Raw genomic sequence first — 26,640 nt, forward strand, 5'->3', positions numbered from 1 at the left:
GCTTGACCTTCACGCTTTGGCATCGATCAAGTAGCGCTTGCAGCCGTCGTGGAGCAAGATTGCTTAATCCTTCCATCAGCATGTCTGTCTGATGAAAACTTTCGTGGCCAGGCAGTTCATCGAGAAGTTCGAGAACGGCGCGTTCAGGCGTCGAGGCTGTCAGTGGCCAGTTCCATTGACCCCATGGAAGCGAGCGCAATCCGGCATCTTGGAATAAGGCGGGATCTCGCGCGGGAAGCTCGTCATTCCGGACAAGAGGGGGAAATTCGACAACGCTCAGGTCGTTCCCGAAAAGTGGCGCGCTGTTGTGATAGACAAATCGTTCCTTAAGCGGGAGCGAATAAAGCCATCCCGGCGGTCTGGCGGGACCGTGAAGATGGATCTCGGGAGAACTTTGCGAAAGATAGTGCGCATAGCCTTGCAGCTCGAGGGCCGTGCGGCCGCCAACAATCAGGCGGCGCTCAAGCAGCGTTTGCAAAGAGATAATGACCTGTTGCCAGCCGAGTTGACCACGGGGACGCCGATAAACCCTGCGCGCGGGTTGTTCAAGCCAACCAGCGGCGACGTACTTGGAGCGAAGAGACGTGGAATAGTGGTTCGTGGACAGCCATTCGGCGTCCACAAGCAAACCTTCCGGAAGCAAGATCCCAAGTTGGTTTAGTTTTCGCTGGTTTGGCTCACTCATGGTTGGCGTACGTAGATTTTTTCGAACTCAGCATGGTTTGAAAATATACCAATTTACGTAGCCATGGTAATCGAAACGGACAAACTGTAACCGATGGGTGCAAATACCAACTGCACAAACTGATCGCTGATTTTCAAAACAGGCTTCTCCCGAATCGATTCAGGAGACCAAGGCCGGCCATAGCAGACTAATCGGCGCTATCGTACTTTATAAAATGAGGTGTCCCCGATCCGCTCGTGGGAGCAGAGACCGGGCGGGGCGCCACAGCAACGCTGGGATCAGGGGACGAACCCATCTCCCATCCCCCGCCCAGCGCAAGAAACAAATTCACCTGATCGATCGCCACTTGCCCCTCGGCCGCCGACAACTGCGCGTTCGTCGATGTCAGCACGCGAGTCGCATCCAGATCGGCGATAAACGATTCGCGCCCGGCGAGGAAAAACCGGTGCGTCTGATCAGCGGATTCAGCCGCCGATTTCTGCGCGGCCCGCAGCGCGTCGGCGCGGGTGGAATCGGCGGAATACGTCGCGAGACTCGACTGGGTTTCGCGCAACGCCTTGAGCACGACACCATCGAACTGGGCGAGCGCAGCGTCGGCGCCATATTGCGCTTCGTGAATCCGGCCGCGTGCGCCATTCACCGGGAACGTCCAGCTGATCAGCGGACCAACCGCTCACACCATCGATATACGTTTTCAACCGATGATTCGCCTCGCTGAGTTCAATGAGCGCGAGTCCCGCGACCACCACGAGAAGCATCATCAACATGCCATACGAAGCTGCTAGCCGACCGCGCACGGTCCAGGATTTCGATCTCATTGAACACCTCTATTTTTGTGGTTGAGCGGATCAGTGTTTTCCGGGTCCCGAAGAAATCAGCGAACGCGTACATGGAAGGTTAACGAGTGGAAGGCTGGATACTTTAGCGATTTTTCCAAATTTGCCAATTTTGGCATTTCTACTGAATAGGGATTGCGCGAACGGGTAAGATGTAGGAATGACCGCGCAATCGTTGTCCTAGCGTGTGTCCATGCCCAATCCACTTTTTCCCGCACCATGGACGATCCAATCATCACCTCCCGAGAAGCCGCATCCTTGCTGGGAGTGTCGACGCGCACCGCGCAAGTCTGGATCGAGCAATACGCACTGGAGTCGTGGAAGACACCCGGCGGGCACCGGCGCGTGCGTCGCAGCGAGGTGATCGCGCTGCGCGAACGGCTGGCGCCTTCCGAGCCGAAGCGCAGACCGGTGATGCTGGTTCAGGCGGGCAAGCTCAACAATGCGCGAATTTGCGAAGCACTATCGGCGCTGGGCGAGGTGATCGCGATCGACGACAGCGATCCGCTCTCATCCCTGACCATCATCGGCCGAACCATGCCGGCGGTCGTAGTGATTGAAGTGGGACATACGAACCTCGAACAGCTCGCAATGCTCACGCATCTTTTTATCGATCCGTTGCTCGGGCATACGCATGTGCTCGTTCTTGGCGACATGACCGCTGGGCAGGTCGTGGCGCAAATGCGTCCCGGTGAGCAGGTATCGGTGGCGTCGCCGCAGTCTGGCGGCGAAGAACTTCGCGCGATCGTCGAGACGATCCTGGCGCAAGGTGAGCCCGGTGCATCGAATCGAGTACCTGCGCTGTCGGAACGCATGCGCGGATATCCGGTTCCTCCCGACGAAAACGAGCGGCTCAAAGCGCTGAACCGAACGGGCCTGGTCGATACACCTTTCGAGCCGGCCTTCGACAAGATCGTCCAGGTGGCGGCAAATGTTTTGCAAACGCCGGTTTGCCTGATGAGTCTGCTGACGCACGACCGGCAGTGGTTCAAAGCGCAGGTCGGGTTGACCGAACGCCAGACGCCGCGCCTATGGGCCTTCTGCAACCATACGATCGTGCAGAATGGCGTTTTTGTCGTGGAAGATGCGGCTGCCGACGATCGTTTTCGCGGCAATCCGCTCGTGACCGGAACGCCGGAGATTCGTTTTTATGCCGGCGCTCCGATCAAGGACTACGAAGGTTACGCGCTGGGATCGCTTTGCGTCATCGACAACAAGCCACGACAGATCAATGACGAGCAGCGGGCAACGCTCAAGACGCTCGCCGAGCTCACCTCCGATCGCATCAATCTGAGAACCCACACGCGCCAGCTTGCCGGCGGGCCGACGAGGTAACGGGCGGCGGAGCGCACCAAGTCTGCGGCGTGACACAACGAAATTCGCGTCGGCGATAAGATAGGCACGATCAACCGTTCATTCATCGTGGGTCCGGGAGCTGACATGGAACATTTGCATCAAATGCCGCACACGGCGCAACGGCAGCTCATCGTCGATTTTTACAAGGCGGTCGCCGCGCACGATATGGAACAATTGCGCGCGGTCGTGGCGGGCGATTGGCAGTACATCCCCGCCATATCAGACGACCAGTCCGGCCCGGACCAGATGATCCCCGCATTCAGGAATCTGGCGATCGGCTTGCCCGATATGAAAATCGATCTGCTCGATGTTCTCGTCAGCGACGACCGCGTCGCCGTTCGTGCGAGTGTCTCGGGAACGCAAACCGGTCCGATCATGGGCGTGGCGGCGACGTCGAAGCCCGTCAGTTTCGCTATTCACGCGTTCCACGAAGTGAAGAATGGCAAGATCACCCGGACGTGGCATCTCGAGGACTGGCTCAGCATGTTTCGGCAGATCGGCGAACTGCCCACCGACCTGTCTCACTGAACCCAACAAGAAGAACCGGGAGGTTCAGTTGATGCGTCCGCAGTTTCATCGATAATGGAAGTGGACGCCGCAACCGACACCACAGGAGAAATCTTGAGCCCGACATCATCGCCACTCTCCGCTGCCCGGCGCGCGCTCGATACAGAGCCGCAATCCATCGATGCACCGTTGTCGGCGGCAGCCGCATTCCTTATCCTCGTCGTGAAAGACGACGATGCGTCGATTGCCACAGCGCGCTCAGTTGTAGGGAGCACCGATGACCTCGTCAAGGATGTCAGGATCCGGACCGAGGGCGGCGTCTTCACCTGCAACGTGGGGATTTCACATTGCGTATGGGGGCCGCTCACCGGCAAACCGGCGCCCAGCGAACTCGCGCCGTTCAAGGAAGTGCGCGGCGCGAAGCATACCGCGGTGGCCACAGAAGGCGATCTGCTGTATCACATTCGTGCCGAGTCGATGGGCGTGATCATCGAGTTCGAGAAGCTTCTGCTCGAGGCCTTCGGGGACTCTGTTACCGCAATCGACGACGTCGCAGGATTTCGCTACTTCGATGGCCGCGACCTGCTGGAGTTCGTCGACGGCACCGCTAATCCCGACGGTCTCGACCTGCCTGCCGCGACGATCGTCGGCGACGAAGATCCGGCCTATACCGGCGGCAGCTATGTTGTGATCCAGAAGTATCTGCACGACATGGGCGCCTGGCGCGCGCAGAGTGTGGAAACCCAGGAGGCGATCATCGGTCGTACCAAGTTCAGCAACAGCGAGTTGCCGGATGCGACGGAAGGCCAGAAATCCCACAAGACGCTCTGTACGATCGAGGACGCAGAGGGTGAGCACGACATCCTCAGGGACAACATGCCATTCGCCGTTCCCGGTCGCGGCGAGTATGGTACCTACTTCATTGGCTATTCGCGCCATCTGTGGGTGATCGACAAGATGCTGGAACGGATGTTCATAGGCAACCCTCCGCCGCTTCATGACCGGATCCTCGACTTCTCCCGGGCTGTCAGCGGGGTTACCTTCTTTGCGCCGGCCCGCAAGTTCCTGAGCGATTTGGGTGACTGAGTGATTTGATTGTTCAGTTGCTGACGCCAGTCATGAAACTTAAGTGGCATGAGGTGGTCGAGATGCAGGGATTCAGCTTTTACATTACCCTGAATAAGCAGAGTCCCGGGCTCTCCGTGCGTAAGGGCTCGAGCCTGCCCGACCTCGCCGATACAAGCGACGTACCGGGACTTCACGAGGCACTCGAGGCCAACGGCCATGCATTCCAGGAGCTGGGTGCATGGCTGCCGACGTTATACAAACCGGAGCGCTTAGCGTTTCAAGGTAAAGGAGGCAACCATGCCGGATCGACAGGGCGACTTGAGTGAGGCGTTTATCGCACAGCAGCGCACACGCCTCGAGGCAATGCGCCGTGAACTGCTGGGCGGCGAGGAAAATACGATCGCGGATGAGCGCACTTCCCAGGAGAAGCATGACGACGAGGCGGTCGAGTTCGAGGACGACGCGCAGAACATGGCACAGGACGAGATCAACCAGTCGCTGCGCAACGTGAATGAACATCGCATTGGCGATATCCTGCGCGCGCTGCAGAAAATCAGCGAAGGCACCTATGGCCTCTCGGACGAAAGTGGCGATCCCATCCCCAAGGCCCGGCTCGAGGCAATGCCGGAAGCCATCTACACCGTTGCGGAGCAGGGGCGCCGTGAGGCCGGGTAAGCGCCATCGCGTGATGGACGGCGCTTCGCCCGTTTACTGATCGACGACGAAACCGTCGAAATGCGGTCTCATTGAAATGGGCTTGGACAAGGGCGGACGAATGCGCTGCGCATCCGGCAGCAACGCCATGCCGAGCCCCGGACCATTGGGTATGTCCACGAAACCCTGGTTCGGCAACGGCACCTTGTCGACGATATTGCTGCCCAGATGTTCCGGCCGCGATTCGAAGATTCCGGCCTCGAAGCCCGTCGCGTATTCCTGGATCGCGAAGTTGGGAATCGCGGCATCGAGTTGCAGGCATGCAGCGAGACCGATAGGCGAGAGCGGGTTGTGCGGCACGACCTGGATATGGTGCGCCTCCGCCATTGCCGCGACTTTGCGTGCGCCGGTAATGCCGCCGCACAGGCACAGGTCGACGCGCGCATACTCCACGCCGCCCCGGGCCATCAAGGTCTGGAATTCATAGATGGTCGAAAAGCGTTCGCCCGTCGCGATCGGAATATGGATTTTTTCCGCCACACGGGCCATCCCGTCGGGGCCCTCCGGACGGATCGGGTCTTCAATGAACATGGGATGCGTGTCTTCAATGCCGCGCGCAAATACGATCGCCTCGGCCGGCGTCAGGCGTCGATGCAATTCGATCAGCAAGTCCACGCGGTCGCCCACCACTTCACGCATCTGATGCACGTTGCCGATGGCATCGCGCATTTTCTTGATGTGCGTCTTGAAGTAGACCTGGTCGTTGCCTTCATCGAGGAATGGATTCAGGTGACCGAATGCGTTAAAACCCGCTTCCATCTTGGCCTGACATTCCACCAGGATCTTCTCGATATTGCTTTCGTAGATATGCCCGTAAATACGCGCTTTCGTGCGCACCGGACCGCCGAGCAGCTCATAAATGGGCGCGTTGAATGCGCGTCCCTTGATATCCCAGAGCGCGATATCGATGGCGGAAATCGCGGCGTTGATGGCCAGTCCCTGGAAGTAGCTGAAGCGATGCATCACGTTCCAGTGATGTTCGATTGCAAACGCATCCTTGCCGACGAGATATTCGGCAAAACGGCGGATGGCAGCGCCTGACGCTTCGATATGCCCCCATGCGCCGGCTTCTCCGTATCCTGTGATTCCTTCGTCGGTATCGACGCGAACAAACATGAACTGACCGACATGCAGTGGTTCGACTTTCGTGATCTTCATGGCTACTCCTGTTTTGTCCTGTGCTTTGATTGTTACCGTGAGGCTTGCGCCGGTGCTGCGTCGCTCTTGAGTGCAGCAGCGTCCGTATCGGCCGTTGGTTCGTCGAGATTTCGGCCTCGCGTCTCCGGTCCGAGGGACACCGAGACGGCCGTGATGACGCCGAGCGCCACGACATACCATGCGACCAGATGAGGCGAGCCAGCGCCGGCTGAGAGCAGGCCGACCGCGATCATCGGCGCGATGCCGCCCGAGATGGGCGAGGTGACCTCGCGGGCGAGGGAAAAGCCGGTGTACCTTACGCGCGATGGAAACATTTCTGCGAGCCATGGACTTTGCGCGGAAGTCATCATCGTCTTGGCTATCGACGAGACCAGGATGAGTCCCGCGTAGATCCATATGATCTCGCCGCTTTGAAGCATGCGAAAGAACGGGAAGATCGCCAGTCCGGAGATCAACGCCCCGCCTATATAGACGGGTTTGCGTCCCACCAGGTCGGAGACCCAGCCGAAGAACGGGACGGTTACGAATTGCAGCGCAGTACTGAACATCAGTGCTGTCACGATCACGTCGCGCGACATATGCAACTGCTGGGTGACATAGACGATCACAAACGATTCGTATATATAGGCGAGCGAATTGTCGCCAAGACGCGCACCCCATGCGCACAGCATAGGGCGCAGCGAGGTGCTGAAGACTTCGCGAATCGGCGCCTTGACGACAGCATTGCGTTTTTTCAGGTCGAGGAACGCGGGCGTTTCCTTGAGCGAGCTGCGCAGTACCAGGCCGAGGATCACCACCACCGCACTCAGCAGGAAGGGTATGCGCCAGCCCCATTGCTCGAACGCACCTTTCGACAGGCTCGATGAAATATGAAAGGTGGCAAGCGACATCAGCAGGCCAAGTGCGACGCCTACATACGGCAACGAACCATAGAGGCCGCGCCGTTTCGGGGGCGCATATTCGATCACCATCAGGACGGCGCCTGCGTACTCCGCGCCGGACCCCAGTCCTTGCAGCGCCCGCAGGACGCACAGAAGGAGCGGCGCCCAGACGCCGATCATGGCGTAGGTTGGCAGGAATCCCATCAGCGTGGTCGAGCCGCCCATCAGCAGAAGGGTGATGATCAGCACCTTCTTGCGGCCAATCCGGTCCCCGAGCCGTCCAAAGATCACGCTGCCCACGGGCCGCACGAAGAATCCGATAGCAAAGCTTGCGTAAGCCAGCAGAGTGCCCGTCAGATGATCGTATGACGGGAAAAACAGCTTGTTGAACAGCGTGGCGGCGGCCGTCGCGTACAGGTAGTAGTCGTACCATTCAACCGCCGTCCCGACGATGGCGCTCAGAATGGCGTTGCGGACTGCACGCCGTACTTCAGGCGATTGACGGTGTGTGCTTTGCACAGGCAACCTCTTTTTTACGAACGCCGCGCGAGGCGCAGCGTGTCTCCATCGGCTCCGAGCGACGCCGCTCGCAGTATCTGGCACTACCAATGCCGCGCTGGCGCGGGCATTTCATTGACCGAGCTCCGCCGGACTTCACATTGCTGCTTTTTGATACGCTTGCCGGCGATATTGCTCGACGCGTCCGGTACAAGCACCCCATAGCGTCAATTATCGTCTGGAAACGTTTCCGGAAACGTTTCCAGACGATAATTGCTTCAAACATGTGTTGTCAAGAATTGATTGGGAAATTTCGAGATGAGCAACAAGACAACAGAACCTGCCATCGTGAAGTCCGGCATCAAGGCGGTCGCCGAACTGGCGGGCGTGGGAATCGCATCCGTGTCGCGGGTGCTCTCAGGTCAACCCGGCTCCAGTCCGCAGATGACGCAGCGTGTGATGGACGCGGCTCGCCAGCTTGGCTACGCGCCCAACGTGCTCGCACAAAGCTTGCGCCGGCGTGCGACGCATTCGATCGGATTCGTCGGCTCCGACATCAATAATCCGCTGATCGCGTCGATAGTGAGCGGTGCGGAAAGCGTGCTGAGCGTTGCCAAGTATTCGGTCTTGCTGACCAACTCAGGCGGCGACCCGGGAGTGGATGCGCAGCGCATCGACGTCCTGCTTCAGCGCCAGGTCGATGGTCTGATCGTGTTGCCCGCGCTCGAGGACGATCCTGCGACGCTGGCCGCGTTGCGCGGGGCTCAGGCGCCGGTCGTCCTGATCGACCGCACTTTGCCTCCTGACATCGGCGCGCACTATGTGCTGTCCGATCACTTCCAGGGCCTCGGCGATGCCGGCCGCCATTTGCTGCAAGCCGGTCACAGCCGGATTGGACTGGTTGTGGGGCTCGACGTTAGGCCGACCCGCGAACGGATTCGTGGAGTGGAGGCGGCCTTCGACAGTCTGGGCCTCGCGCGAAACCTGATCGTTCACCGGGGACGCTTGTCGCCGGAACATGGCGAGCAGGCCATCGAAGAACTGCTTTCTGGCGAGCACCCGCCAAGTGCGGTCATCCTGGGTGGCAATCAGTTGCTCGAAGGTGCGCTGCGTGCGGTGCATCGAAGAAAACTTACGCTGGGCGTGGATTTGTCTCTGGTGAGTTGCGACGATCTGCCGTTATGCCGCCTTCACCATCCGCCCATTGCAACGGTCATGCGCGATACGGCTCTGCTCGGCCGACGCGCCGCGGAACTGCTTCTTGCCCAGCTTCGTGAACCTGGTGCCACCGATCCTGAATTGATGCCGACATGGTTCGAGGCCCGGGCGAGTTGTGGTCCGTTCGTGGGCTCGGCCAGCACGTCTGCTGCTTCTCCAGGAGCGAAGAAACGCGCGAAGCAGGGACCCTCAATTTCCAGCAAATAAATCCGTCAGCTCAGACTGCCAGGACAACGGCCCGAACACGATTAAAGTTGGAAAATCGATCCACTAAATACGGATAATCAGGGACAACCCTGTGCTCGAGATTTGCCCGTTTATTTGCCTGACACTCAGACGTGTTAGTTTGGGGGGCATTAACTCGTTCTTACCCAGCTCGCCGAGAGTTGAAAACACCGGTGCCTCGACCATTTTGAAAATGCGGTGTTGGACATATACGGCGCGCGGTAGGCGGCCCTCAAGCAGGAGATCGTTCTTTGAAAATAATTGGGTTCGCCATCATTGTCGGGCTGTTACGGGTTTTATCGATTCTTCCATATTCGTGGGTCGCTCGCTTTGGCAGCGGAATCGGAGGTGCGCTTTATCTGATTCCGAGCAGGCGAAAACGCATCGTGCTGATAAACCTGGGCCTTTGTTTCCCGTTAAAAAGCGCGAACGAGCGGGATATTCTTGGTCGTGACCACTTTCGACAAGTCATTCGAAGCTATTTCGAGCGGGGCATCCAATGGTACGGAAGTGCGCAGTCCCTCACGAAGCGCATCACGATCGAAAGCAGCATTGACCTGTCGGATGCCAATGCACCGCCTACCATTTTCATGGATTTTCACTTCGTCGGAATCGAGGTAGGCTGCCTGCTTTACTCCACGCGCCAGCCGGTTGCAGCACTGTATTCACCGATGTCGAATGTCCGTTTGTGCGAACTCGCCCGGAAACAACGGGGCCGATTTGGCGCAGAGATGGTCGAGCGCGGTTCAAGCGCAAGAAAGGTCATTGCGTTGCTGCGGGCCGGAACCCCCGTGATGCTCGCGGCGGACCTCGATCATGGTGCGGCCAACTCCGTGTTCGTGCCGTTTTTCGGCGTACCTGCCTGTACGCTCACGTCGGTTTCACGACTGGCCAAGGTAGCCGGTGCACGAGTGGTGCCATTCGTTACGGAAGTATTGCCGGGCTTCAAGGGGTACAAGCTGACGATCTTTGAGCCGTTAATCGACTTTCCCTCAGGCAACGACACAACGGATGCGCGCAGGATGAACGCATTTCTCGAGGCGCAGATCCTTCGGTTTCCGGAACAATACTACTGGGTGCATCGTCGTTTCAAACATCGTCCGGCCGGGTTGCCGGGCGTTTATTGACGACGTCATCAACCGGACGCGAAGAGCGCCTTGCGGATGATCGCGTGCACGCCCCAGTTTCCATCGACGACCTGAGTGACGCCGAAGTCGACCGCGACCGACATGAGTGAGATCGCCTCGTCTTCGGACAGGCCTTTCGTCGACATGAGGAATCGCCGCGTCTTGATGAATGCGTCGCGCATGGCCTGATCGAGTGTCGACTTCTGATAGACCTCGCTTTGCGCGCTCGTGCCGAACTCCGCCAGGTAGTTAGGATGACTGAAGCCATGCAGAACCCATTCTTCAGCAGTTTCCACGAGCGGGTAAGTGAGGTCGGCGAAGGGCTGGTCGGTCAGCGTCTTTTTCTTGTGCAGGACGAGTTCGAAGTCGCCCGTCAGCGAGCATTCGATTGCCGTGCCGCAAAGCTCCGAATCACCCTGCGACGCATGTGGATCCCCAATCGAAAGCAACGCGCCTGCCACGCCCACAGGCAGATAGACGCTTGCGCCACGCCCGACGCGCCAGTTATCCAGGTTGCCGCCGAAGGCTGACGGCGGGATCGAATCGATCAACCCGTCCTGCTGCGGGGCGACCGCGATCACGCCAAAATGCGGCCGCACTGGAATGGTCACGTTCTTCAGGATGTTGTGATTTTCGACAACCGTTGAATGATCGACCGGCACGCCCGGGTAGTCGATTGTCGGATGGACCACGCCGAACGGATCGCGTTGCGGTGTCCATCGGTAGTTGTAGACGGCGCGTGCATAAGCGGTGACGCCGTCGTCGGCGGGTTCTGCGTCAATCTCGTAGATGGTGACGACTTCCCGCGGCTTGGGCTCCGTCAGCAGTTCACGATAATGAAAACCCCACCACGCGGCCGCGTTGCTGCCGAACGCACGGCCGTGGAATTTCGGGTTGGCGCAAGGGCGCGCGTGAATATCGACAATTCGTACTTCGAGGACGTCGCCTGGCTCGGCGTCGCGAACGGCGATCGGACCCGTGCAGATATGCACGCCGAAACCTTCGCCAGCGCCGCGGCCATAAATGGACGCATCCATCGGGCCGGCGCCGCGCCGGTTCACATTCTTGCGCTCTGAAGTCCAGTGGAACACGCTTTCGGCACCCGGGTCACCCGCGACCATGCGTTCCCAGTCATCGGCGGCATGCTGGGTGAGCGCCTCGATCGTGACCGTGTCGCCGCTTTGCACCTCCAGCACCGGCTTCAGGTCATGGCTGAAATAGCCCCAGTGCACGGTGTTGGCCGTCGCGCGCAGCAGATGATGACGCGGCTTGCCGCGTTGCACGGGGGCTTCAGTATGCACTGCATCGAGGCCATTCTCGAGCGCTACCAGCGTATCCGCATCCGCCTCGGCGCCGGCCTGTTTTGCTTGCAGGAGCAGGGCAGGCGCGTTCACGGGCAATCCACGCGAGATGCGCCGCACGAGATGCCGCGCGATCTCAAGACTCGCCTCATGACGAAATGTGCGTGGCGATGCACCGTACCGCTCGCGAAAGACACGGCTGAAATGCGCGGGATCGTTAAAACCCCACCTGAAACAGATATCGGAGACAGAAACCTTTTCGTACAACGGGTCGACCAGTTCCGCACGACAGCGCTCGAGTCTGCGCGAGCGCAGGTAGGTGGAGAAGCTTTGCCCTGCGGTCTCGAAGAGCTTCTGCACGTAGCGTGGCGAGACACGCTCTTCCTTGGCAAGCATCGCGACGCTGAGCGCGGGGTCGCCAAGGCTCGCTTCGATCAACCGGCACACACGAGAAAAAATCGCCGCCTGGGAAGGCGTCAGCCCACCGAACGAACCTTTGCGTTCGTGTCCCGCAAGACTCGCGACAAGGAACTCGGCCAGCGCCAGTTCCAGCGGGCGAAGTTCTCCCGCCGACAAGCTCTCCACGCTTTCCGCGACCGATCGAAGAAAACCCGAGAAAACGTGGCCGATGCCGGCTTCGCCCGAGAGTCGCGCCGCCCGCAGCGAAAACGGCGACAGCACGCGCGCATTGACGGCATCTCGCGGCACCCGTACGACGAACACGCGAAAGCTCGAAGCAAACGCGATCGATGCGGCCTGTTGAGAGGACGCATAGACGATGTCATGCACGCCGACCGGCTCGCGCAAATCGTCTGCGATCAACGTGGCGTCTCCGTCTAGCAGCAGCACGATCATGAGGCTGTCTGCATGATCGGCTTTGAGTTCCAGCGTCTGCGCGACTGACGCGAGCGACGTGAGCTCGAACCCGCCCGTGGATGTCTGCGACGTCAGCGTGCCGTGCAGCGTGCGGTTGGAGGCGTTGAGCCTGCTGTACCAGCCGAGCCTGTCGAGCACCGTACTCCATTCGCGCACGCGTTCGACTTCAGGGTATGACTCGGTGGTGAAGCGCAACAGGTCCAAGCAGAACTCCAGAAGAAAGCGGCAAGACGCACTGCTTAATTAGCAACCTTCGCGCCATCGGCAATCGCGGCCGTGCTGGACCATTCAGCGCAAATTCGTGCGTGGTGTGTCGTATGCAGTGCATGCATGCGCCATTGCAGCGCACTCATGCACGAAGAAGCACGCTTCGCAGCAAGCACCCGTGAGCGGCTCACACCGGCGTTCACGTCTGTACCAGCAGTTGTGCGCGTGCAGACAAGTCTTGTTGATTTCGTTCACATACGCTCGTGTCGTGCAATGCAACAGGGCGTGCGTCGTGCAAGCCATTGTCATCAGCCGCATAGGAGCGTTTCAATGAACAAGAATATTTTTGGCCGGGGTTGGCAGCGCATGAGCGCGTGGTTGGGCAAAAGCCGCGCACGCCTGGCGTTGCTCGGCAGCGTGTGCTCCGTGTTGTTTCTCGTGTCGGGACAAGCCAGCGCGGCGGGTCCGGCTACGCCGGCGGCATGCACGGCGTTGCAAGCCAAGTATCCGCAACTCAAGGGCAAGACGCTCGTCAACGCAATCAATCCGCATACGCCCGGTTATGAGGCGCTGGACCCGAACGACCCGAGCAAATACATCGGCTTCGATATCGATCTTGGCGAACTGATCGGCAGTTGCCTCGGCTTCACGATGACCTACAAGCCCGTCACCTTCGCCGCGCTGCTGACGACCTTGCAGAGCGGTCAGGCAGATATTGTCATCTCCGATATCTACGCGACCGAAGAACGCGCGAAAGCTGCCGACTTCATCACTTACTCCAAGGTGTTCGACGGCGTGCTGGTCGTGAAGGGCAATCCGAAGAAAATCACCGGCATCAACACGACGATGTGCGGCACGACAGCCGCTGAAAACACGGGCTACGTGGAGGTTCCGCTGATCCAGAACCTCGGACCGGCATGCAAGGCCGCCGGCAAACCGGAGGCAACGGTACAGCTTTACGATAACAACGCGAACTGCATCCAGGCGATCCTGGCCGGCCGCGCCGATACCTACATCAACGATGTCAACACCGTCGATCAGGCGGTCAAGGCGTTCCCGGACAAGCTCGAAAAGGCGACCGCCGTGACGTTGCCGTATTCGGTCGGCATTGGCGTACCGAAGGGCAAGACCGAGTTCCGCGACGCCATCATGGCCGCGCTGGTCGCGATCCAGAAGAGCGGTGCGCAGACTGAGTTGCTCAACAAGTGGCAACTCGGCGCGGGCAATCTCGAACCGGCCAAGCTGATCGTATCGAACTGATGGATCTTTTTCTCCATTACCTTCGGCTGCCGTATCTGCTCGAGGGCATCAGCTTTACGGTCGCGGTCACGGCACTGGGTCTTGCAGGAGGCCTTGTCGTCGGGCTTGTGCTGGCTGCCATGCAGCTCAGCCGGATCGGGCCGCTGGCGGCCATCGCACGCGGCTACACGGTCATCTTCCGCGGGACGCCGCTGATCCTTCAGCTCGTGTTTGCATACGATGCGCTACCGCACATCGGACTGAAACTGAGCGCGATCGGCGCAGCGGGGCTGGCGCTGGCATTGAATGAAGGTCCGTTCATAGCGGAGATATTGCGCTCGGGCGTGCTGGGCGTCGATCGCGGCCAGACCATCGCGGGCCAGGCGCTGGGCATGACGCCCGGCGTGCTGATGCGGCGGATCATTGCGCCCCAGGCCATTCGTACGATGGTCCCGGCGCTCGGAAACGAATCCGTCAGCGCGCTGAAAAACTCATCGCTCGCTTCGGTGATCTCGGTGGGCGAGTTGACGTTGCGCAGCACGCAACTCGCCTCGTCGACCTTCGATTTCTTCTCGATCTTCTTTGCGTCCGGCTTGCTCTACTTATGTCTGACCGGTGCTATCGCCGCGATCCAGCTCTCCATAGAACGGGCGCTCGATCTCGACAAGCCGGCCTCGCCAAACGGTTTCAGGCGCTTTCTGCCCTGGTACAGGTCAACGCCTGCATCAAAGCCTGACCCGGGCGGCGCAGCCGCTGAACCCGCAGCCGATATGCCGCCCGCGTTCCTTCCCGTAAGCGCTTCGGAGCGCGCGACCCGGTACGACGCGTTGTCGCGCAACGGCGCGGCGGTGCAGATAAGCGGGCTGCAAAAGCGCTACGGCGAGCAGACCGTGCTCGATGGCTTCGACCTCACTATCCGCTCCGGCGAAGTCGTTGCGCTGCTGGGTCCGAGCGGGTCGGGCAAGAGCACGCTGCTGCGCTGTATCAATCATCTTGAACAATGGGATGCAGGCGAGATCCGCGTCGGCGGCAGGCGCCTGGGCTTTCGCGACGATGGCCGGCGCCTGAATCCGCACGATCTCGCAAACGAGCGCGCAAGTGTGGGCGTCGGCATGGTGTTCCAGCAGTTCAACCTCTTCAGCCATCTCAGCGCACGCGAGAACATTGCCGGCCCGTTGCGCTGGGTGCATGGCTTGACGCCGGCGGCCGCCGATCAGCGCGCGCGTGAACTTCTGGAGCGCGTGGGCCTGAGTCATCGCGCCGATGCGCTGCCGCGCCATCTCTCAGGCGGCCAGCAGCAACGCGTGGCGATTGCACGCGCGCTCGCACCGAATCCGCGCGTGCTGCTGCTCGATGAACCGACGTCGGCGCTCGACCCCGAACTGGTGGGCGAAGTGCTTGAGGTGATCCGGCGCCTCGCATTCGAGGACGGCCTGACGATGATCATCTCGACCCATCAATTGCGTTTCGCCGATGAAGTCGCCGACCGCGTGGTGTTCCTGAGCGGCGGCGCAGTAGTGGAGGAGGGACCCGCGCACGAAGTATTGACGCGCCCGCGCCATCCGCTGACTGCGCGGTTCCTGAGCGTCATGGGGGCGGACAGCCGCGTGGAAGTCATGTCCTAGAGATGTTCCCGGGCACCGCCGGTCACCAGCTACCGACGGGTGCCTTCCAAGAAAGTCTGCAAACACACTACCGCCTGCGGTTGCTCCCCGAGGTCCGAACATGAAGCATCACATCCTTCCCGTGTCACCTGAAACCGTGCATTGGGGATACTTCAGCAAACAGGTCTCACCGAGCCTGACGCTGAAATCCGGTGACCGCGCCACCATCGAAACGCTCACGCATCATGCCAACGACGACCATGAACGCATGATTGCCGGAGACCCGGGCGCCGAGAGCGTCTTTCACTGGACGCGGGAGCACAAGGCCGTATCGCGCCGGGGCGCAGGTCCGGTCGACGGCCCCTTCAAACTCGGCTCGGGAGAGGGCGTTGGCGTCCATCTGCTGACCGGCCCGGTGTTCATTGAAGGCGCCGAGCCTGGTGATGTGCTGGAAGTTCGTATCCTCGATGTCCGCCCACGGCCGAGCTGCAGCGCCTGTCACCGTGGCCGTTGCTTCGGTTCGAACGTTGCCGCCTCATGGGGCTTCCAGTATCACGATCTGATAGAAGAGCCGAAGCCCCGCGAAGTCGTGACCATCTTCGAGCTCGATACCACCGGCGAACCCTTCGCGCGTGCCGTCTACAACTATGTCTGGACGCCGCAAACCGATCCGGATGGCATCGTGCATACGAACATCGACTATCCAGGGGTAAGGGTCGACCACACGCTCGTCAAGCGGCGCGAGAACATTCTTCCCGACATCAAGGTCCCCGCGCGGCTGCATTTCGGCACGATGGGGCTGGCGCCGTCCGAGGCGGACTTTGTCAGCTCGATTCCGCCCAGCTACACCGGCGGCAATATCGACGACTGGCGCGTGGGCAAGGGCGCAACCATGTATTACCCGGTCGCCGTCGAAGGCGCGTTTTTTTCCGTCGGCGATCCACATGCGGCGCAGGGCGACAGTGAACTCGGCGGCACTGCAATCGAGACGTCGCTTACGGGCGACTTCGAATTCATTCTTCACAAAAATGCAGACCTCGGTGGCACCATGCTTGAGGGCCTGACTCATCCGATGCTGGAAACCGATCAGCAATGGTCGGTGTACGGCTTCACGTTCCCCAACTACCTGGCCGAGCTCGGACCCAACGCTCAGCTTGAAGTCGCACAGCATGCAAGTCTCGACAAAGCCATGCGCGATGCATTCCGCAAATTGCGGCGGTTCCTGATGACCGTGCACAAGCTGAGTGAGGACGAATCGATCGCGCTGATGTCGGTCGCGGCGGACTTCGGCGTGACGCAGGTTGTCGATGCGAACTGGGGCGTGCATGGTTCGATTCGCAAGGACGTGTTTGCAGCGCATAGATAAGTGGCATCAGCCGATCGTTCAAACACGAGGAAAATCCGCATGTCCGTGCAGCTCGCGTTACGCAACATCCGCAAATCGTTTTCCAACAAACTCGGCACGGTCGATGTACTGGGTGGTCTCACGTTCGATATCAACGAACGCGATTTCGTGAGCATCATCGGTCCATCGGGATGTGGAAAAACGACTGTGTTCAATGTGATTGCGGGTCTGCTCGAAGCCGACAGCGGCGACATCGTGTACAGGGGGCAGACGGTCGAAGGCTTGCGCGGCAAGGTCGGCTACATGATGCAGCGCGACCTGTTGCTGCCGTGGCGCACCGTGCTGCAGAACGTGTTGATAGGCCCCGAGCTGTCGCACATGCCAGTCGCGCAAGCGCGCGACATGGCGATGGAATATCTAAATACGTATGGCCTCGCCGGTTTCGAGAACGCGTATCCGCGCATGCTTTCGGGCGGCATGCGCCAGCGCGTTGCGTTGATCCGGACGCTGATCAACGACCCAGACATCATCCTGCTCGATGAACCGTTCTCCGCGCTCGACTATCAGACCCGGCTCTATCTGGAAGGCGTATTGATGGAAGCCGTGGAGACGTTTCATAAGACCGTGGTGCTCGTCACCCATGATATCGATGAAGCTGTCGCGCTCTCCAAACGCGTGGTCGTGCTTGGCGGACGCCCGTCGCAAGTGAAGAAGATCTATGACATCGATATCAGCGCGCGCTCGCCGATCGGCGCGCGCAGCGATCCAAACTTCTCCGGCTACTTTCACGCGCTGTGCGGCGAACTCGATATCCAGACGGAGGTTGGTTCAGCATGACGCAATCCGTTTCCATCGTGCAACCGGAGCAGAAAGTGCGTGCCCGCAAATTTGCATTCGACAGCGGCTGGGGCCGTTCGCTCCTGCAACTCGCCGCGGTGGTCGCATTCTTCGCGATCTGGGAAGGCGCCGCGCGGCTCGGGTGGGTATCGAATTTCCTGGTCGGGTCGCCGGCGAAGATCTTCGATGCACTCGTGCGCGATATTCATTCAGGCCAGCTTTTCATCGATACCGGCTACACGTTGTTCGAAGCGATTCTCGGTTTCGTGTTCGGCACGGCGGTCGGTTCCGTATGCGGTCTTGCGCTCTGGTATTCGCCGTTCATCGCGCGGCTGATCGAGCCTTTCATTGTCGCGATCAACAGCGTGCCGAAGATCGCGTTCGCGCCCATCGTGATTCTCTGGTTCGGGACCGGGCTCGTGTCGAAGGTCGCGCTGGCGATATCGCTCACGGCCATTGTCGCGCTGATTGCCGCGTATGAAGCCGCGAAGGACGCGGACCCCGATCTCCAGGCCTTGCTTGTCACGCTCGGCGCCAACAAGAACGAAGTGTTCACGAAGGTCGTCGTGCCTTCCACGCTGCCGTATGTAATCTCCACATTTCGCATCAACGTCGGGTTTGGTCTGGTCGGCGCGGTCGTCGGCGAGTTCATTTCTTCGGAGCATGGACTCGGGCACATGATCTTCACGGCGTCGAGCCTTTATGACCTGAACACCGTCTGGGAAGGGCTTTTCGTGCTGATGGCGATCGGCTTCGTGCTCTATTTCCTGATCGACATGATCGAGCGCCGGCTGCTGCCGTGGCGCCAGGCATCGAATGCAAACACGCTCAAGGTTTGATTGATCAACTACTCGAACAGGGAAATACTGATGGCTCTCAAAGCAAAAAACCTTCTTACCGTACTGGGCTCGGTGCTCGCGTTTTGCGCGACGTCGGTCACGACCACGGCGCTCGCCGCCGACAAGAAAGCGACCATCTCGCAGGCATTTCAGTCAATGCTGTACCTGCCGCTCTATGTTGCTATCGACGGGGGTTTCTTCACGAAGGAAGGACTGGACGTGACCAAGCAGACGGCGGGTAGTCCGAGTGCGGCATTATCGGCCGTACTGTCGGGCAGCGCCGACTTTTCGCTTCATGGCCCCGAGTGGACCGCGGTTGCGGCGGAGAAGGGCGCGGACGTCGATGTCATTGCGAACGTCGTGAACGGGGCCGCCGTGTGGATTGCGACGGCGCCTGACGTCAAGTTCACGAGCATCAAGGACGTGAAAGGCGAAGTCGTGGTCTCGGGACAGATGCCAACGACCAGCACGTCGCTGTTCTTTCGGGCGCTCAAGGAAAACGGCATGTCGCCAGGCGACGTCAAGCTCATACAGGTCCCGCTTGGCTCGGAGATCGGGCCGCTGGTGGCGGGGCAATCGAAGATCGCGGTGATGTACGAGCCGGGTCTCGACCAGGCGGTCGCCAAGGGCATGAAAGTCGTGCTGAGTTTTCCCAAGCTTTATGGCGAGTACGCGTTTTCGTCGATCACGGCCAAGCGCAGCATCGACCCCGATACAGCCGCGCGCTTCGTGAAGGGCTTGCAAAGCGCGTTGCTATACATGCAGACCAATCCGGCGGAGACTGCCGCGATCGCCCGCAAGGAATTCCCGACGCTCGATGCACCCGTGGTCGACGCCGCCGTCAAGCGTATGCTTGCCGATGGCGTCTATCCGAAGAACGTGGACATCACGCCGAAAGCACTGACGGTCGCCATGGACACGCAGATCGCGCTTGGCAATCTGAAGCAACAGCCCAAGTACGATACGTTCGTCGCGCGTAGCTATATCCAACCCGCACTCGCTGCCGAGTAAAGCTCAAGCACATGACCAAGACTTACGTTTGCCCGACCATCGCTGAGATCCGCGCTGATGTGGCCTCAGGCAAGACCCGCGCCGCAGAGTTCGTTGCACAGGGTTTCGCCGCCGCTCAGGCTTCGCAATCCACGCTGCATGCATTCCAGTACTTGCCTGATGCATTGCCGGTCACGCACGTTGATGAAAACTTGCCGCTGGCTGGCGTGAGCGTAGCGGTGAAAGACATCATCGATACCGCCGACATGCCGACCGAGTTCAACTCGCCGGCCTATGTTGGACGGCGGCCGGCGCAGGACGCGACAGTGGTCGCGCGCTTGCGCGCTGCGGGTGCCACCATACTCGGCAAGTCGGTCACGACCGAATTTGCATTTCGTCATCCCGGGCAGACCGTCAACCCGTGGAACAGCGCATATACGCCGGGTGGATCGTCGAGCGGCTCGGCGGCAGCCGTGGGCGCAGGCATTGTTTCGCTTGCGCTTGGGACGCAGACTCAAGGTTCCGTGATCAGGCCGGCGGCGTATTGCGGCGTGGTCGGTTTCAAGCCGACATACGGCACCATTGCGAGAACGGGCGTGCTTCCGCTTGCATGGTCATTGGACCACGTCGGGTTGTTCACGAGGAGCGTTGCGGATGCGGCTTATGTGCTCAAGCTGGTCGCAGGCGCAGGCCCGGATGATCCACACGCGTCACATGTTCCTTTGGCATCGACGGTTGCAGCGGGGCGTCGTATCGGAGTGCTGGTGAGGCAGGTCGGCGGCGCTGTCGAACCCGCACAACAAGCCGCCCTCGATGCCCTTGCCGAGCGCCTTTCACGCGACGGGGCCGAGATCGTGATGGTCGATCTTCCGGCTGAAATCTTCGATACACCGGCTCACGCGCTGACATTGATGGGCGTGGAAGCGGCCATTACACACGGCGATTTGTATCGGCGTTCGCCGGAGCTCATCAGCGCTCCCATGCGGGGATTGATCGAAGAAGGACTGCGGTGTGCGGCGACCGATTACGCGAAAGCCAAGGTCTTGCAAGGCCGGATGGCGCATCGGTTCGACGCATGGCTGAGGAAAACGATGACGCTCGATGCGTTGCTGGTCGCACCGGCGAATGGCGAACCACCGCATGGACTGGATTCCACCGGCGATGCTTCGTTCTGCGCCCCGTGGACGTTTCTCGGCGTGCCGGCTGTGACCGTGCCGATGAGTTTTGGACCTGCTGGCTTGCCGTTGGGTGCGCAAATCGTGGGCGCGGCCGGCAGTGATGCTGCGTTGCTCGATCTGGCTGAGTGGATCGAGGCCAGGACGAATTGGGCAAGTCGTGTTTCAACCACCAACGATACTGGGGCCTGAAGTCGTCGAAATCGTGCGGCGTCCATGTCGCGTCGACCATGGGCTGCACGGATCGATCCCTGGCGGCCACGCCTAGCAGAAAAGCCCAACGAATTCAAAGTTCGCGCACCTCTTCATGGTACGATCCGCCCACCATCAAAACGGAGATCGCCATGGCGTTCAAAGAAACCAAAGGCGATAAGACCGTCGAAGCTTGCGTAATGCCCGCCCCTGGCGCAATGTTCAAGGGTTACATTCGCGTTACCACCACGTGGCGCAACCACACGATCAACAAGACGATCGGTCGCGGTTGTGGTCGGCCGGTCAAAACCGAAGCGGCAGCTCTGGAATTCGCCGAAGCGGAAGCACGCCGAGTGCTCGCAATCAAGTAGTCACCGCGAATCACCGGTTTCGACAGCAGTCGAGATTCGGGTAGGCAGCCAAGATCCCCGCGCCGCAAGAACGGCGCATCGGAACGAGGCTGCCTTTTTTTGTTCCGCTCACCAGGTCTCTTCCCCCTGTTCCTTATTGAGCAGCCTGGCGAGCCGTTCAAGATCCGCTGGTTTAGTGAAATGATGATCGAAGCCTGCGGCCTGGGCGTCCTGCCGGTCCTTTTCCTGCCCCCATCCCGTCAGCGCGATCAGATCGACATGCACTCCCCACGGTTCTTTGCGAATGCGTCGGGCGATTTCGTATCCGTTGATATCAGGCAGGCCGATATCGAGAATGATGACCTCGGGCCTGCTGTCCCGGGCCGCCTCGAAGCCGGAGGTGCCGTCGAATGCGACATGAACTCGATGCCCTTCCATTTCAAGAACCATGGAAAGACTTATCGCGGCGTCTTTGTTGTCGTCGACTATCAGCACGCTGCGTCCTCTTCCGCTTGCAGGAGGCAGGCGTCGAGGCTTCGACGCGACGATCCTCTCTTCCTCGGAGACGGGCAAACGGATCACGAACTCGCTGCCTTTTCCAATCCCGTCGCTGCGCGCAGCCACGCTGCCGCCATGCAGCCGTGCGAGAGCTCGCACCAACGCCAGCCCGATGCCGAGGCCGCCCTGGGTCCGGTCAATTGCATTCTCGAGTTGCGAGAACATCTCGAATACCGTTTCCAGGCTGCCCTGCGGAATGCCGATGCCTGAGTCGCGAATCCTGATGGCGACGTCAGCCCCCTCGCGATTCGCGCTGAGCCAGATTTTTCCTCCGGGGGGAGTGAACTTGGCGGCATTGTCCAAAAGGTTCTGGATTATCTGCGAAAGCCGCGTCGGGTCGGCATCCAGCATGACAGGCTCACCGGGGATTGCGATAGTGAGTTCGTGCGAGGCTGCAAGCACGAGAGGCCTCGAATTCTCGACTGCTCCCGTCAGCACTGAAACCAGATCGATATTCTCCCTGCGCAACTCAAGCTTGCCCTGCGTGATACGCGACATTTCCAGCAGATCGTCTACCAAGCGGGTCATGTGACGGACCTGCCGCTCGAATACTTCGCGCCCCCAGATGATCTGTGGGTCGACAAGTTCCTTCAGGCTCAGCATCTCCAGGACGTTGCGCATGGGAGCAAGCGGATTTCGGAGCTCGTGCGCCAGCGTGGCAAGAAATTCATCCTTGCGCCGATTGACCTCGCGAAGGGCATTTTCCGCTTCACTGCGTGCCTCGAGCGCTTGCTCGGCGTTGCGCCGTGCGCTTAGCAATTCGAGCTCGTATTGGTGACGTTCGGCAACGACGAGCACCGCGAACTCATCGAGCTCTTCGCCATCGAATTGCGTTCGCGACACATTGAAGAGAATCGGCACGACAGGACCAGCCCGGCTGACGATGTCCACCTTGACCTCGGCAACCGAATTGCGGAATTGCAGCAGAGGCGCCACGTGCGCCTCGAAGAGAAGCCGGCCGCCGACCGTCAGCAGATCCTGAATGCGGCGCAGTCCAACGAGGTCTGCTTCCCGATAGCCAATCCAACGGCAAAACGTTTCGTTCGCGCGGACGATGGTCCCGTCGTTGGTCGTCGTGAACAGACCGCACGGCGCGCGATCAAGCGTCTCGCTGATTGTCGGCAACAGTCTCTTTTGATGGGCCATCTGCGAGCGTTGGAAGGGTTTTTATGAAAGCCTCGATTGCATCGATGCATGCACGCGGCGCGCTGATATGAGGACAGTGTCCGGTGCTCTGGACGGTGGCAAGGACGCTTTCCCGGATCATCCGCCGCATATGGTTGCCTACTTCCAGGGGCACGAACGGATCGTTGCTTGATTGCACGATCAGGGTCGGCGTGGTGACGCGGATCAGTTCGGCGCGATGATCCGATAGAAAGGAAACGCGCGCAAAGTGTTTTCCAATCTCAGGGTCGTTGCGGCAAAAGGTGTTGGCGAATTTGGACCCAAGTTTCGATTGCGCTTGCGTGCCCAGGACTGCTGGTGCGATTGAATTGGACCATCCGAGATAGTTACTCTCCAGCGAGCCAAGCAGCGCCTCGATATCGCCACGCTTGAATCCGCCTCTGTAGTCAACGTCGTCAATAAGAGAAGGTGTTGGTCCGATCATCACCAGTCCGCTGAAACGCTCGGGCGCCTCGATCGCCGCGAGCATTCCGATCATGGCGCCCACGGAGTGGCCAATTAAAACCACCGGCGCGCTGGTGAATTCGGCCAGTACTTCGAGCAGGTCTTTCGCATGACCGTAAAGCGTGCCGTATTTGACGAAATCGTACTTGGACAGGTCGGAGCGGCCGCTGCCCATCAGATCGAGTAAAACTATGCGGTAGGTCGGCGCAAACGCGTCGGTCAGACACTGCCAGATGCTCTGGTCGAATCCAAAACCGTGCGCAAAAACCAGCGTGACAGGGCCGTCTCCGACGACGTGGACATTATTGCGTTTGTGGGCTTCCATTCCGCGCCTGTCATCGATAAATAATCAATCAGGATAAATTCCGCGACCGCCTCTTGAACCCCGCGAGACATTGCGGGCGCATTGGAATATTAATACGTTTGGTTTAATTTCTCCTAGCGGTGTGATGTGGCGAATCACAGCCTTAAGTCATGCCCATCAAATGCATTTTTTCAGCGATGGGCCAGCGGAAATAAATGCTTCTGTGACGTATCGGTCGAGTAATCTCTACAGGATTATGCAGCAGGCTTATTAGTTGCCTTCGGTCAGTCTCATCGCCGTCGAACTGTGTCCAATTCCTGGACGATGGGTGTCTACCCACCAAGCACCCACAGGTGCCGATCAAGGTGCTGCCAGTTGCAATATGGCTTCTCATCATGGCATACGACTTGCAAAAGCGTGGGCATTGCCGGGTTGCCGGTTTTCATTGAGTCGCGCCATGTTGAGTTGGGTACATTTCGGGGACCTCCACGTTTCGCACGACGACAGCTTCAAGAGTGTCGGCCTTCTAGAGCGTTTAGTCAGTGCGGTCAACACTAACGTCGCTCATGCGGTGGAGTTCGCCTATCTTCCGGGAGATAACGCCAACAATGGCAAGCCCGAACAGTACGCCAAGATTCGCTCGATCCTAAGTTCGCTTCGATTACCTACCAATGCGATTCCAGGGGATCATGATTTCGAACCAGGCTCGCTTGAAACATTCCATCGCGAACTGGGCGTCGACTCACTACCCAAGCAAGTCACCGTGAAAGGACATCGCTGCCTGTTTTTGGACATCGTGTCCGCCGGTGAAGGCGGTCCTGATTTCCGCCTTGGCGCGGCGCAGACAGAATGGATCGCAGCACAGCTGGCAGCTTGCGTGAACGACAAGGAACGGCCAGTTGTCTTCATGCATGCTTACCCCGGCGATCTTGCTGAAGGTGGGGAAGCGCTCGCACACCTGTTTGCATCCGCTGGAGTACTTGTCGTCGACACCGGCCACACTCACTACAACGAACTGCTCAATGACGGATCGGTTATTTACGCCGCGACGCGCTCGACCGGCCAGATTGAAGAAGACGACGGGCGAGCGGGCGTTGCGATCGTCACCGTGGACGCCAGCGTGGTGAGTTGGCGGTTTCAGCCTGTCTCTGCAGCTTGGCCGCTGGTGATGATCACGACGCCGGCAGACAGGCGGCTCGTGACTGACCCCGCTGATCAAAGACAAGTGCCGGTTGGCAAATGCGAGGTGCGCGCCAAGGTGTTTGGCCAGCAGATAGCCGAAGTCGTGGTTTCCATTGGCGAGCAGCGTGCAACCATGCAGCCAGTGTCTGGTGAACATGCGGTTTGGCAAGCGGAGCTGCCGCGCCCTCCGGATGTGGATCGCTACCAGGTAACGGTCGTGGCGTCTGACGCGAACGGCAACACAGCGTCAGACACGATAGAGGTGCTCTCGCGACAGGGCGCGGGGAGCCGCGCGTTCGCCGCCGCCCCTCCTGGCACTGATGCGCACGCGGTTGGAGAATGGGCCGACCACGGCTTGCTCGGCTCGCAACTCGGCCCCAACAAAAATGGTCGTGCCTGGTGACGCCGTCTGCTGAGGTGGCCGTCCGGCCCGCCGGCAAGGCGACACGCCCGCTTGAGGCGCTGAATTTCTTCATGGCCGACGTGCAGGCAGGGATTGGCCCATTTCTCGGCGTATTCCTGCAGGCGCGGGGTTGGGGAACTGATTTGATCGGCACCGTGATGACCATCGGCGGCATCGCGGGAATGCTGGCCACTTCACCGGCCGGCGCCCTTGTGGATGCCACCCGGTACAAGCGCGCGGTGATCATCGTGGCTGGCGTGATGACTGTGCTTGCGTCTTTGCTGCTTTGGTTTGCACACGGCTTCTGGATGGTGGCCGCATCGCAGATTGCTACCGCAGTGACGGGCGCCGCGCTCGGACCCGCAATCGCCGGCATCACGCTGGGAATGGTGAGGCAGCGCGGCTTTGACAAGCAATTCGGCCGCAATCAAGTCGCCAATCACGCAGGCAACGTGGCCGCTGCGGCGCTCTCCGGCTGGCTGGGTTGGCGCTTCGGGTTCGGCGCCGTATTTGGCCTGAGCGCGATATTCGGCGTGGTTTCAGTTTTCACGGTGCTCCTGATTCCCGCAGATGCCATCGATCATGATCATGCGCGCGGTCTGGAGGGGGGAAACAAGGAGGCAAGCGAACGCGGCAACGACGAAATGAGCGGCTTTCGCACCCTGCTGCAGTCCAAGCCGCTTTTGGTGCTGGCCGCGGCGTTGGCAATGTTTCATCTTGGCAATGCCGCAATGCTTCCGCTTTACGGACTTGCGATCGTGGCTGCCAAGCAGGGCGACCCCAGTGCCTTCACTGCACAGACGATTATCGTTGCACAGCTCGTGATGGTTATCGTATCGATGATGGCGAGTCGGCTGATCAAATGGCGCGGGTATTGGTGGGTGATCTTGATCACATTTCTGGCGTTGCCGCTGCGCGGCGCGATTGCCGCCAGTGTGCTTCATGCGTGGGGGGTGTGGCCTGTGCAGGCACTCGATGGCATCGGCGCTGGCTTGCAAAGCGTGGCGGTGCCGGCGCTTGTTGTTCGCCTCCTTGACGGCACAGGGCGCGTCAATGTGGGGCAGGGCGTTGTCATGACGTGCCAGGCTGCGGGTGCTGCGCTTAGTCCATTATTGGGCGGACTGCTTGCCCATACGTTTGGATACTCAGCCGCATTCCTGGTTTTAGGCGCTGTGTCTACCGCATCGATCGCCTTGTGGCTGGGATCTGGCACCAGTCTTCGTAACGCATGCCGCAGTTCTGAAAGCATATCGATCGAAGGCAAAACCGCAGCTTCGAGTGCCTGACGTACGTGCGGCGCTCAATGGGCCCGTCTGTACTCCTTTACTTTTTGGGA

The 26,640-nt window shown here is 59.8% G+C and carries 23 protein-coding genes and 2 pseudogenes; 17 read left to right on the plus strand and 8 right to left on the minus strand.

Annotated features, from left to right (window positions below; genetic code table 11):
* Together ACRXB1_RS01420 and ACRXB1_RS01425 are read right to left on the minus strand one after the other, a co-directional pair.
* On the minus strand, positions 1-685 hold a 685-nt coding region (locus tag ACRXB1_RS01420), incomplete at its 3' end, for an AbiEi antitoxin N-terminal domain-containing protein (protein WP_449490839.1).
* 187 nt (positions 686-872) lie between these two features.
* Positions 873-1,352: pseudogene (locus ACRXB1_RS01425) on the minus strand (TolC family protein); the annotation flags it as partial.
* Between the two features lie 388 nt (positions 1,353-1,740).
* Here ACRXB1_RS01425 and ACRXB1_RS01430 point away from each other — a divergent pair.
* The 5 genes from ACRXB1_RS01430 to ACRXB1_RS01450 all read left to right on the plus strand — a co-directional run bounded on the left by ACRXB1_RS01430 (position 1,741) and on the right by ACRXB1_RS01450 (position 5,127).
* Positions 1,741-2,856 (plus strand): GAF domain-containing protein, encoded by a 1,116-nt coding sequence (locus ACRXB1_RS01430; RefSeq protein ID WP_449490840.1) that lies wholly within the window; start codon positions 1,741-1,743, stop codon positions 2,854-2,856.
* 105 nt (positions 2,857-2,961) lie between these two features.
* On the plus strand, positions 2,962-3,405 hold the full coding sequence (locus tag ACRXB1_RS01435) for an ester cyclase (protein ID WP_449490841.1): 444 nt from the start codon (positions 2,962-2,964) through the stop codon (positions 3,403-3,405).
* A 93-nt stretch (positions 3,406-3,498) separates the two neighbouring features.
* Positions 3,499-4,470 carry a Dyp-type peroxidase gene (locus ACRXB1_RS01440; RefSeq protein WP_449490842.1) on the plus strand — a complete coding sequence of 324 codons (972 nt, stop codon included), beginning with the start codon at positions 3,499-3,501 and terminating at the stop codon, positions 4,468-4,470.
* A 32-nt stretch (positions 4,471-4,502) separates the two neighbouring features.
* Positions 4,503-4,778, plus strand: a complete 276-nt coding sequence (locus tag ACRXB1_RS01445) for a hypothetical protein (RefSeq protein WP_174363989.1) — start codon at positions 4,503-4,505, stop codon at positions 4,776-4,778.
* Positions 4,750-5,127, plus strand: coding sequence for a TraR/DksA family transcriptional regulator (locus ACRXB1_RS01450; RefSeq protein WP_174363990.1), 378 nt, complete (start codon positions 4,750-4,752; stop codon positions 5,125-5,127). Before ACRXB1_RS01445 ends, ACRXB1_RS01450 begins: the two co-directional genes overlap by 29 nt.
* Before the next feature lie 33 nt (positions 5,128-5,160).
* Here the strand turns inward: ACRXB1_RS01450 and ACRXB1_RS01455 are convergent, their stop codons facing one another.
* Entirely contained in the window at positions 5,161-6,324 is a 1,164-nt protein-coding gene (locus ACRXB1_RS01455) for a mandelate racemase/muconate lactonizing enzyme family protein (protein ID WP_062002939.1), read from the minus strand.
* A gap of 32 nt (positions 6,325-6,356) precedes the next feature.
* Positions 6,357-7,724 carry an MFS transporter gene (locus ACRXB1_RS01460; RefSeq protein WP_449490843.1) on the minus strand — a complete coding sequence of 456 codons (1,368 nt, stop codon included), beginning with the start codon at positions 7,722-7,724 and terminating at the stop codon, positions 6,357-6,359.
* A gap of 297 nt (positions 7,725-8,021) precedes the next feature.
* Between ACRXB1_RS01460 and ACRXB1_RS01465 the strand changes: the two genes are divergently transcribed.
* Both ACRXB1_RS01465 and ACRXB1_RS01470 read left to right on the plus strand, forming a co-directional pair.
* Positions 8,022-9,128, plus strand: coding sequence for a LacI family DNA-binding transcriptional regulator (locus ACRXB1_RS01465; protein WP_449490844.1), 1,107 nt, complete (start codon positions 8,022-8,024; stop codon positions 9,126-9,128).
* Positions 9,129-9,397: 269 nt separating this feature from the next.
* On the plus strand, positions 9,398-10,273 hold the full coding sequence (locus ACRXB1_RS01470; RefSeq protein ID WP_062002942.1) for a lipid A biosynthesis lauroyl acyltransferase: 876 nt from the start codon (positions 9,398-9,400) through the stop codon (positions 10,271-10,273).
* A gap of 8 nt (positions 10,274-10,281) precedes the next feature.
* Here the strand turns inward: ACRXB1_RS01470 and ACRXB1_RS01475 are convergent, their stop codons facing one another.
* Entirely contained in the window at positions 10,282-12,654 is a 2,373-nt protein-coding gene (locus tag ACRXB1_RS01475) for an acetamidase/formamidase family protein (RefSeq protein WP_449490845.1), read from the minus strand.
* Positions 12,655-12,987: 333 nt separating this feature from the next.
* Between ACRXB1_RS01475 and ACRXB1_RS01480 the strand changes: the two genes are divergently transcribed.
* The 8 genes from ACRXB1_RS01480 to ACRXB1_RS01515 all read left to right on the plus strand — a co-directional run bounded on the left by ACRXB1_RS01480 (position 12,988) and on the right by ACRXB1_RS01515 (position 21,249).
* Positions 12,988-13,917, plus strand: coding sequence for an ABC transporter substrate-binding protein (locus ACRXB1_RS01480; protein WP_218778425.1), 930 nt, complete (start codon positions 12,988-12,990; stop codon positions 13,915-13,917).
* Positions 13,917-15,521: an amino acid ABC transporter permease/ATP-binding protein gene (locus ACRXB1_RS01485; RefSeq protein WP_449490846.1), complete on the plus strand. Its 1,605-nt coding sequence runs from the start codon at positions 13,917-13,919 to the stop codon at positions 15,519-15,521. The genes ACRXB1_RS01480 and ACRXB1_RS01485 overlap by 1 nt, the downstream gene beginning before the upstream one ends.
* A 100-nt stretch (positions 15,522-15,621) precedes the next feature.
* Entirely contained in the window at positions 15,622-16,866 is a 1,245-nt protein-coding gene (locus ACRXB1_RS01490) for an acetamidase/formamidase family protein (RefSeq protein ID WP_449490847.1), read from the plus strand.
* Between the two features lie 39 nt (positions 16,867-16,905).
* Complete coding sequence (locus ACRXB1_RS01495) at positions 16,906-17,682, plus strand: ABC transporter ATP-binding protein (protein ID WP_062170847.1); 777 nt, start codon at positions 16,906-16,908, stop codon at positions 17,680-17,682.
* A complete protein-coding gene (locus ACRXB1_RS01500; protein WP_449490848.1) occupies positions 17,679-18,521 on the plus strand; it encodes an ABC transporter permease in 843 nt (280 codons plus the stop codon). The genes ACRXB1_RS01495 and ACRXB1_RS01500 overlap by 4 nt, the downstream gene beginning before the upstream one ends.
* A gap of 30 nt (positions 18,522-18,551) precedes the next feature.
* Positions 18,552-19,532: an ABC transporter substrate-binding protein gene (locus tag ACRXB1_RS01505; RefSeq protein ID WP_449490849.1), complete on the plus strand. Its 981-nt coding sequence runs from the start codon at positions 18,552-18,554 to the stop codon at positions 19,530-19,532.
* 11 nt (positions 19,533-19,543) lie between these two features.
* Positions 19,544-20,878 carry an amidase gene (locus ACRXB1_RS01510; protein ID WP_449490850.1) on the plus strand — a complete coding sequence of 445 codons (1,335 nt, stop codon included), beginning with the start codon at positions 19,544-19,546 and terminating at the stop codon, positions 20,876-20,878.
* A 38-nt stretch (positions 20,879-20,916) separates the two neighbouring features.
* Positions 20,917-21,249 carry a hypothetical protein gene (locus tag ACRXB1_RS01515; protein ID WP_143325598.1) on the plus strand — a complete coding sequence of 111 codons (333 nt, stop codon included), beginning with the start codon at positions 20,917-20,919 and terminating at the stop codon, positions 21,247-21,249.
* 108 nt (positions 21,250-21,357) lie between these two features.
* On the opposite strand, the gene ACRXB1_RS01520 is transcribed toward ACRXB1_RS01515, so the two are convergent.
* The 3 genes and pseudogenes from ACRXB1_RS01520 to ACRXB1_RS01530 all read right to left on the minus strand — a co-directional run bounded on the left by ACRXB1_RS01520 (position 21,358) and on the right by ACRXB1_RS01530 (position 23,740).
* The gene (locus tag ACRXB1_RS01520) at positions 21,358-22,584 is read right to left on the minus strand and encodes a hybrid sensor histidine kinase/response regulator (RefSeq protein ID WP_449490871.1); all 1,227 of its coding nucleotides are present in this window, start codon (positions 22,582-22,584) and stop codon (positions 21,358-21,360) included.
* Between the two features lie 60 nt (positions 22,585-22,644).
* Positions 22,645-22,932, minus strand: a pseudogene (locus ACRXB1_RS01525) (PAS domain-containing protein); the annotation flags it as partial.
* A complete protein-coding gene (locus tag ACRXB1_RS01530) occupies positions 22,886-23,740 on the minus strand; it encodes an alpha/beta fold hydrolase (protein ID WP_449490851.1) in 855 nt (284 codons plus the stop codon). The gene ACRXB1_RS01530 and the pseudogene ACRXB1_RS01525, both read right to left, overlap by 47 nt.
* Positions 23,741-24,176: 436 nt before the next feature.
* Between ACRXB1_RS01530 and ACRXB1_RS01535 the strand changes: the two genes are divergently transcribed.
* Both ACRXB1_RS01535 and ACRXB1_RS01540 read left to right on the plus strand, forming a co-directional pair.
* Complete coding sequence (locus ACRXB1_RS01535; RefSeq protein WP_449490852.1) at positions 24,177-25,304, plus strand: metallophosphoesterase family protein; 1,128 nt, start codon at positions 24,177-24,179, stop codon at positions 25,302-25,304.
* Positions 25,301-26,590 carry an MFS transporter gene (locus ACRXB1_RS01540; RefSeq protein WP_449490853.1) on the plus strand — a complete coding sequence of 430 codons (1,290 nt, stop codon included), beginning with the start codon at positions 25,301-25,303 and terminating at the stop codon, positions 26,588-26,590. Before ACRXB1_RS01535 ends, ACRXB1_RS01540 begins: the two co-directional genes overlap by 4 nt.
* Positions 26,591-26,640: the final 50 nt, after the last annotated feature.

Source organism: Caballeronia sp. M23-90, assembly GCF_053574605.1.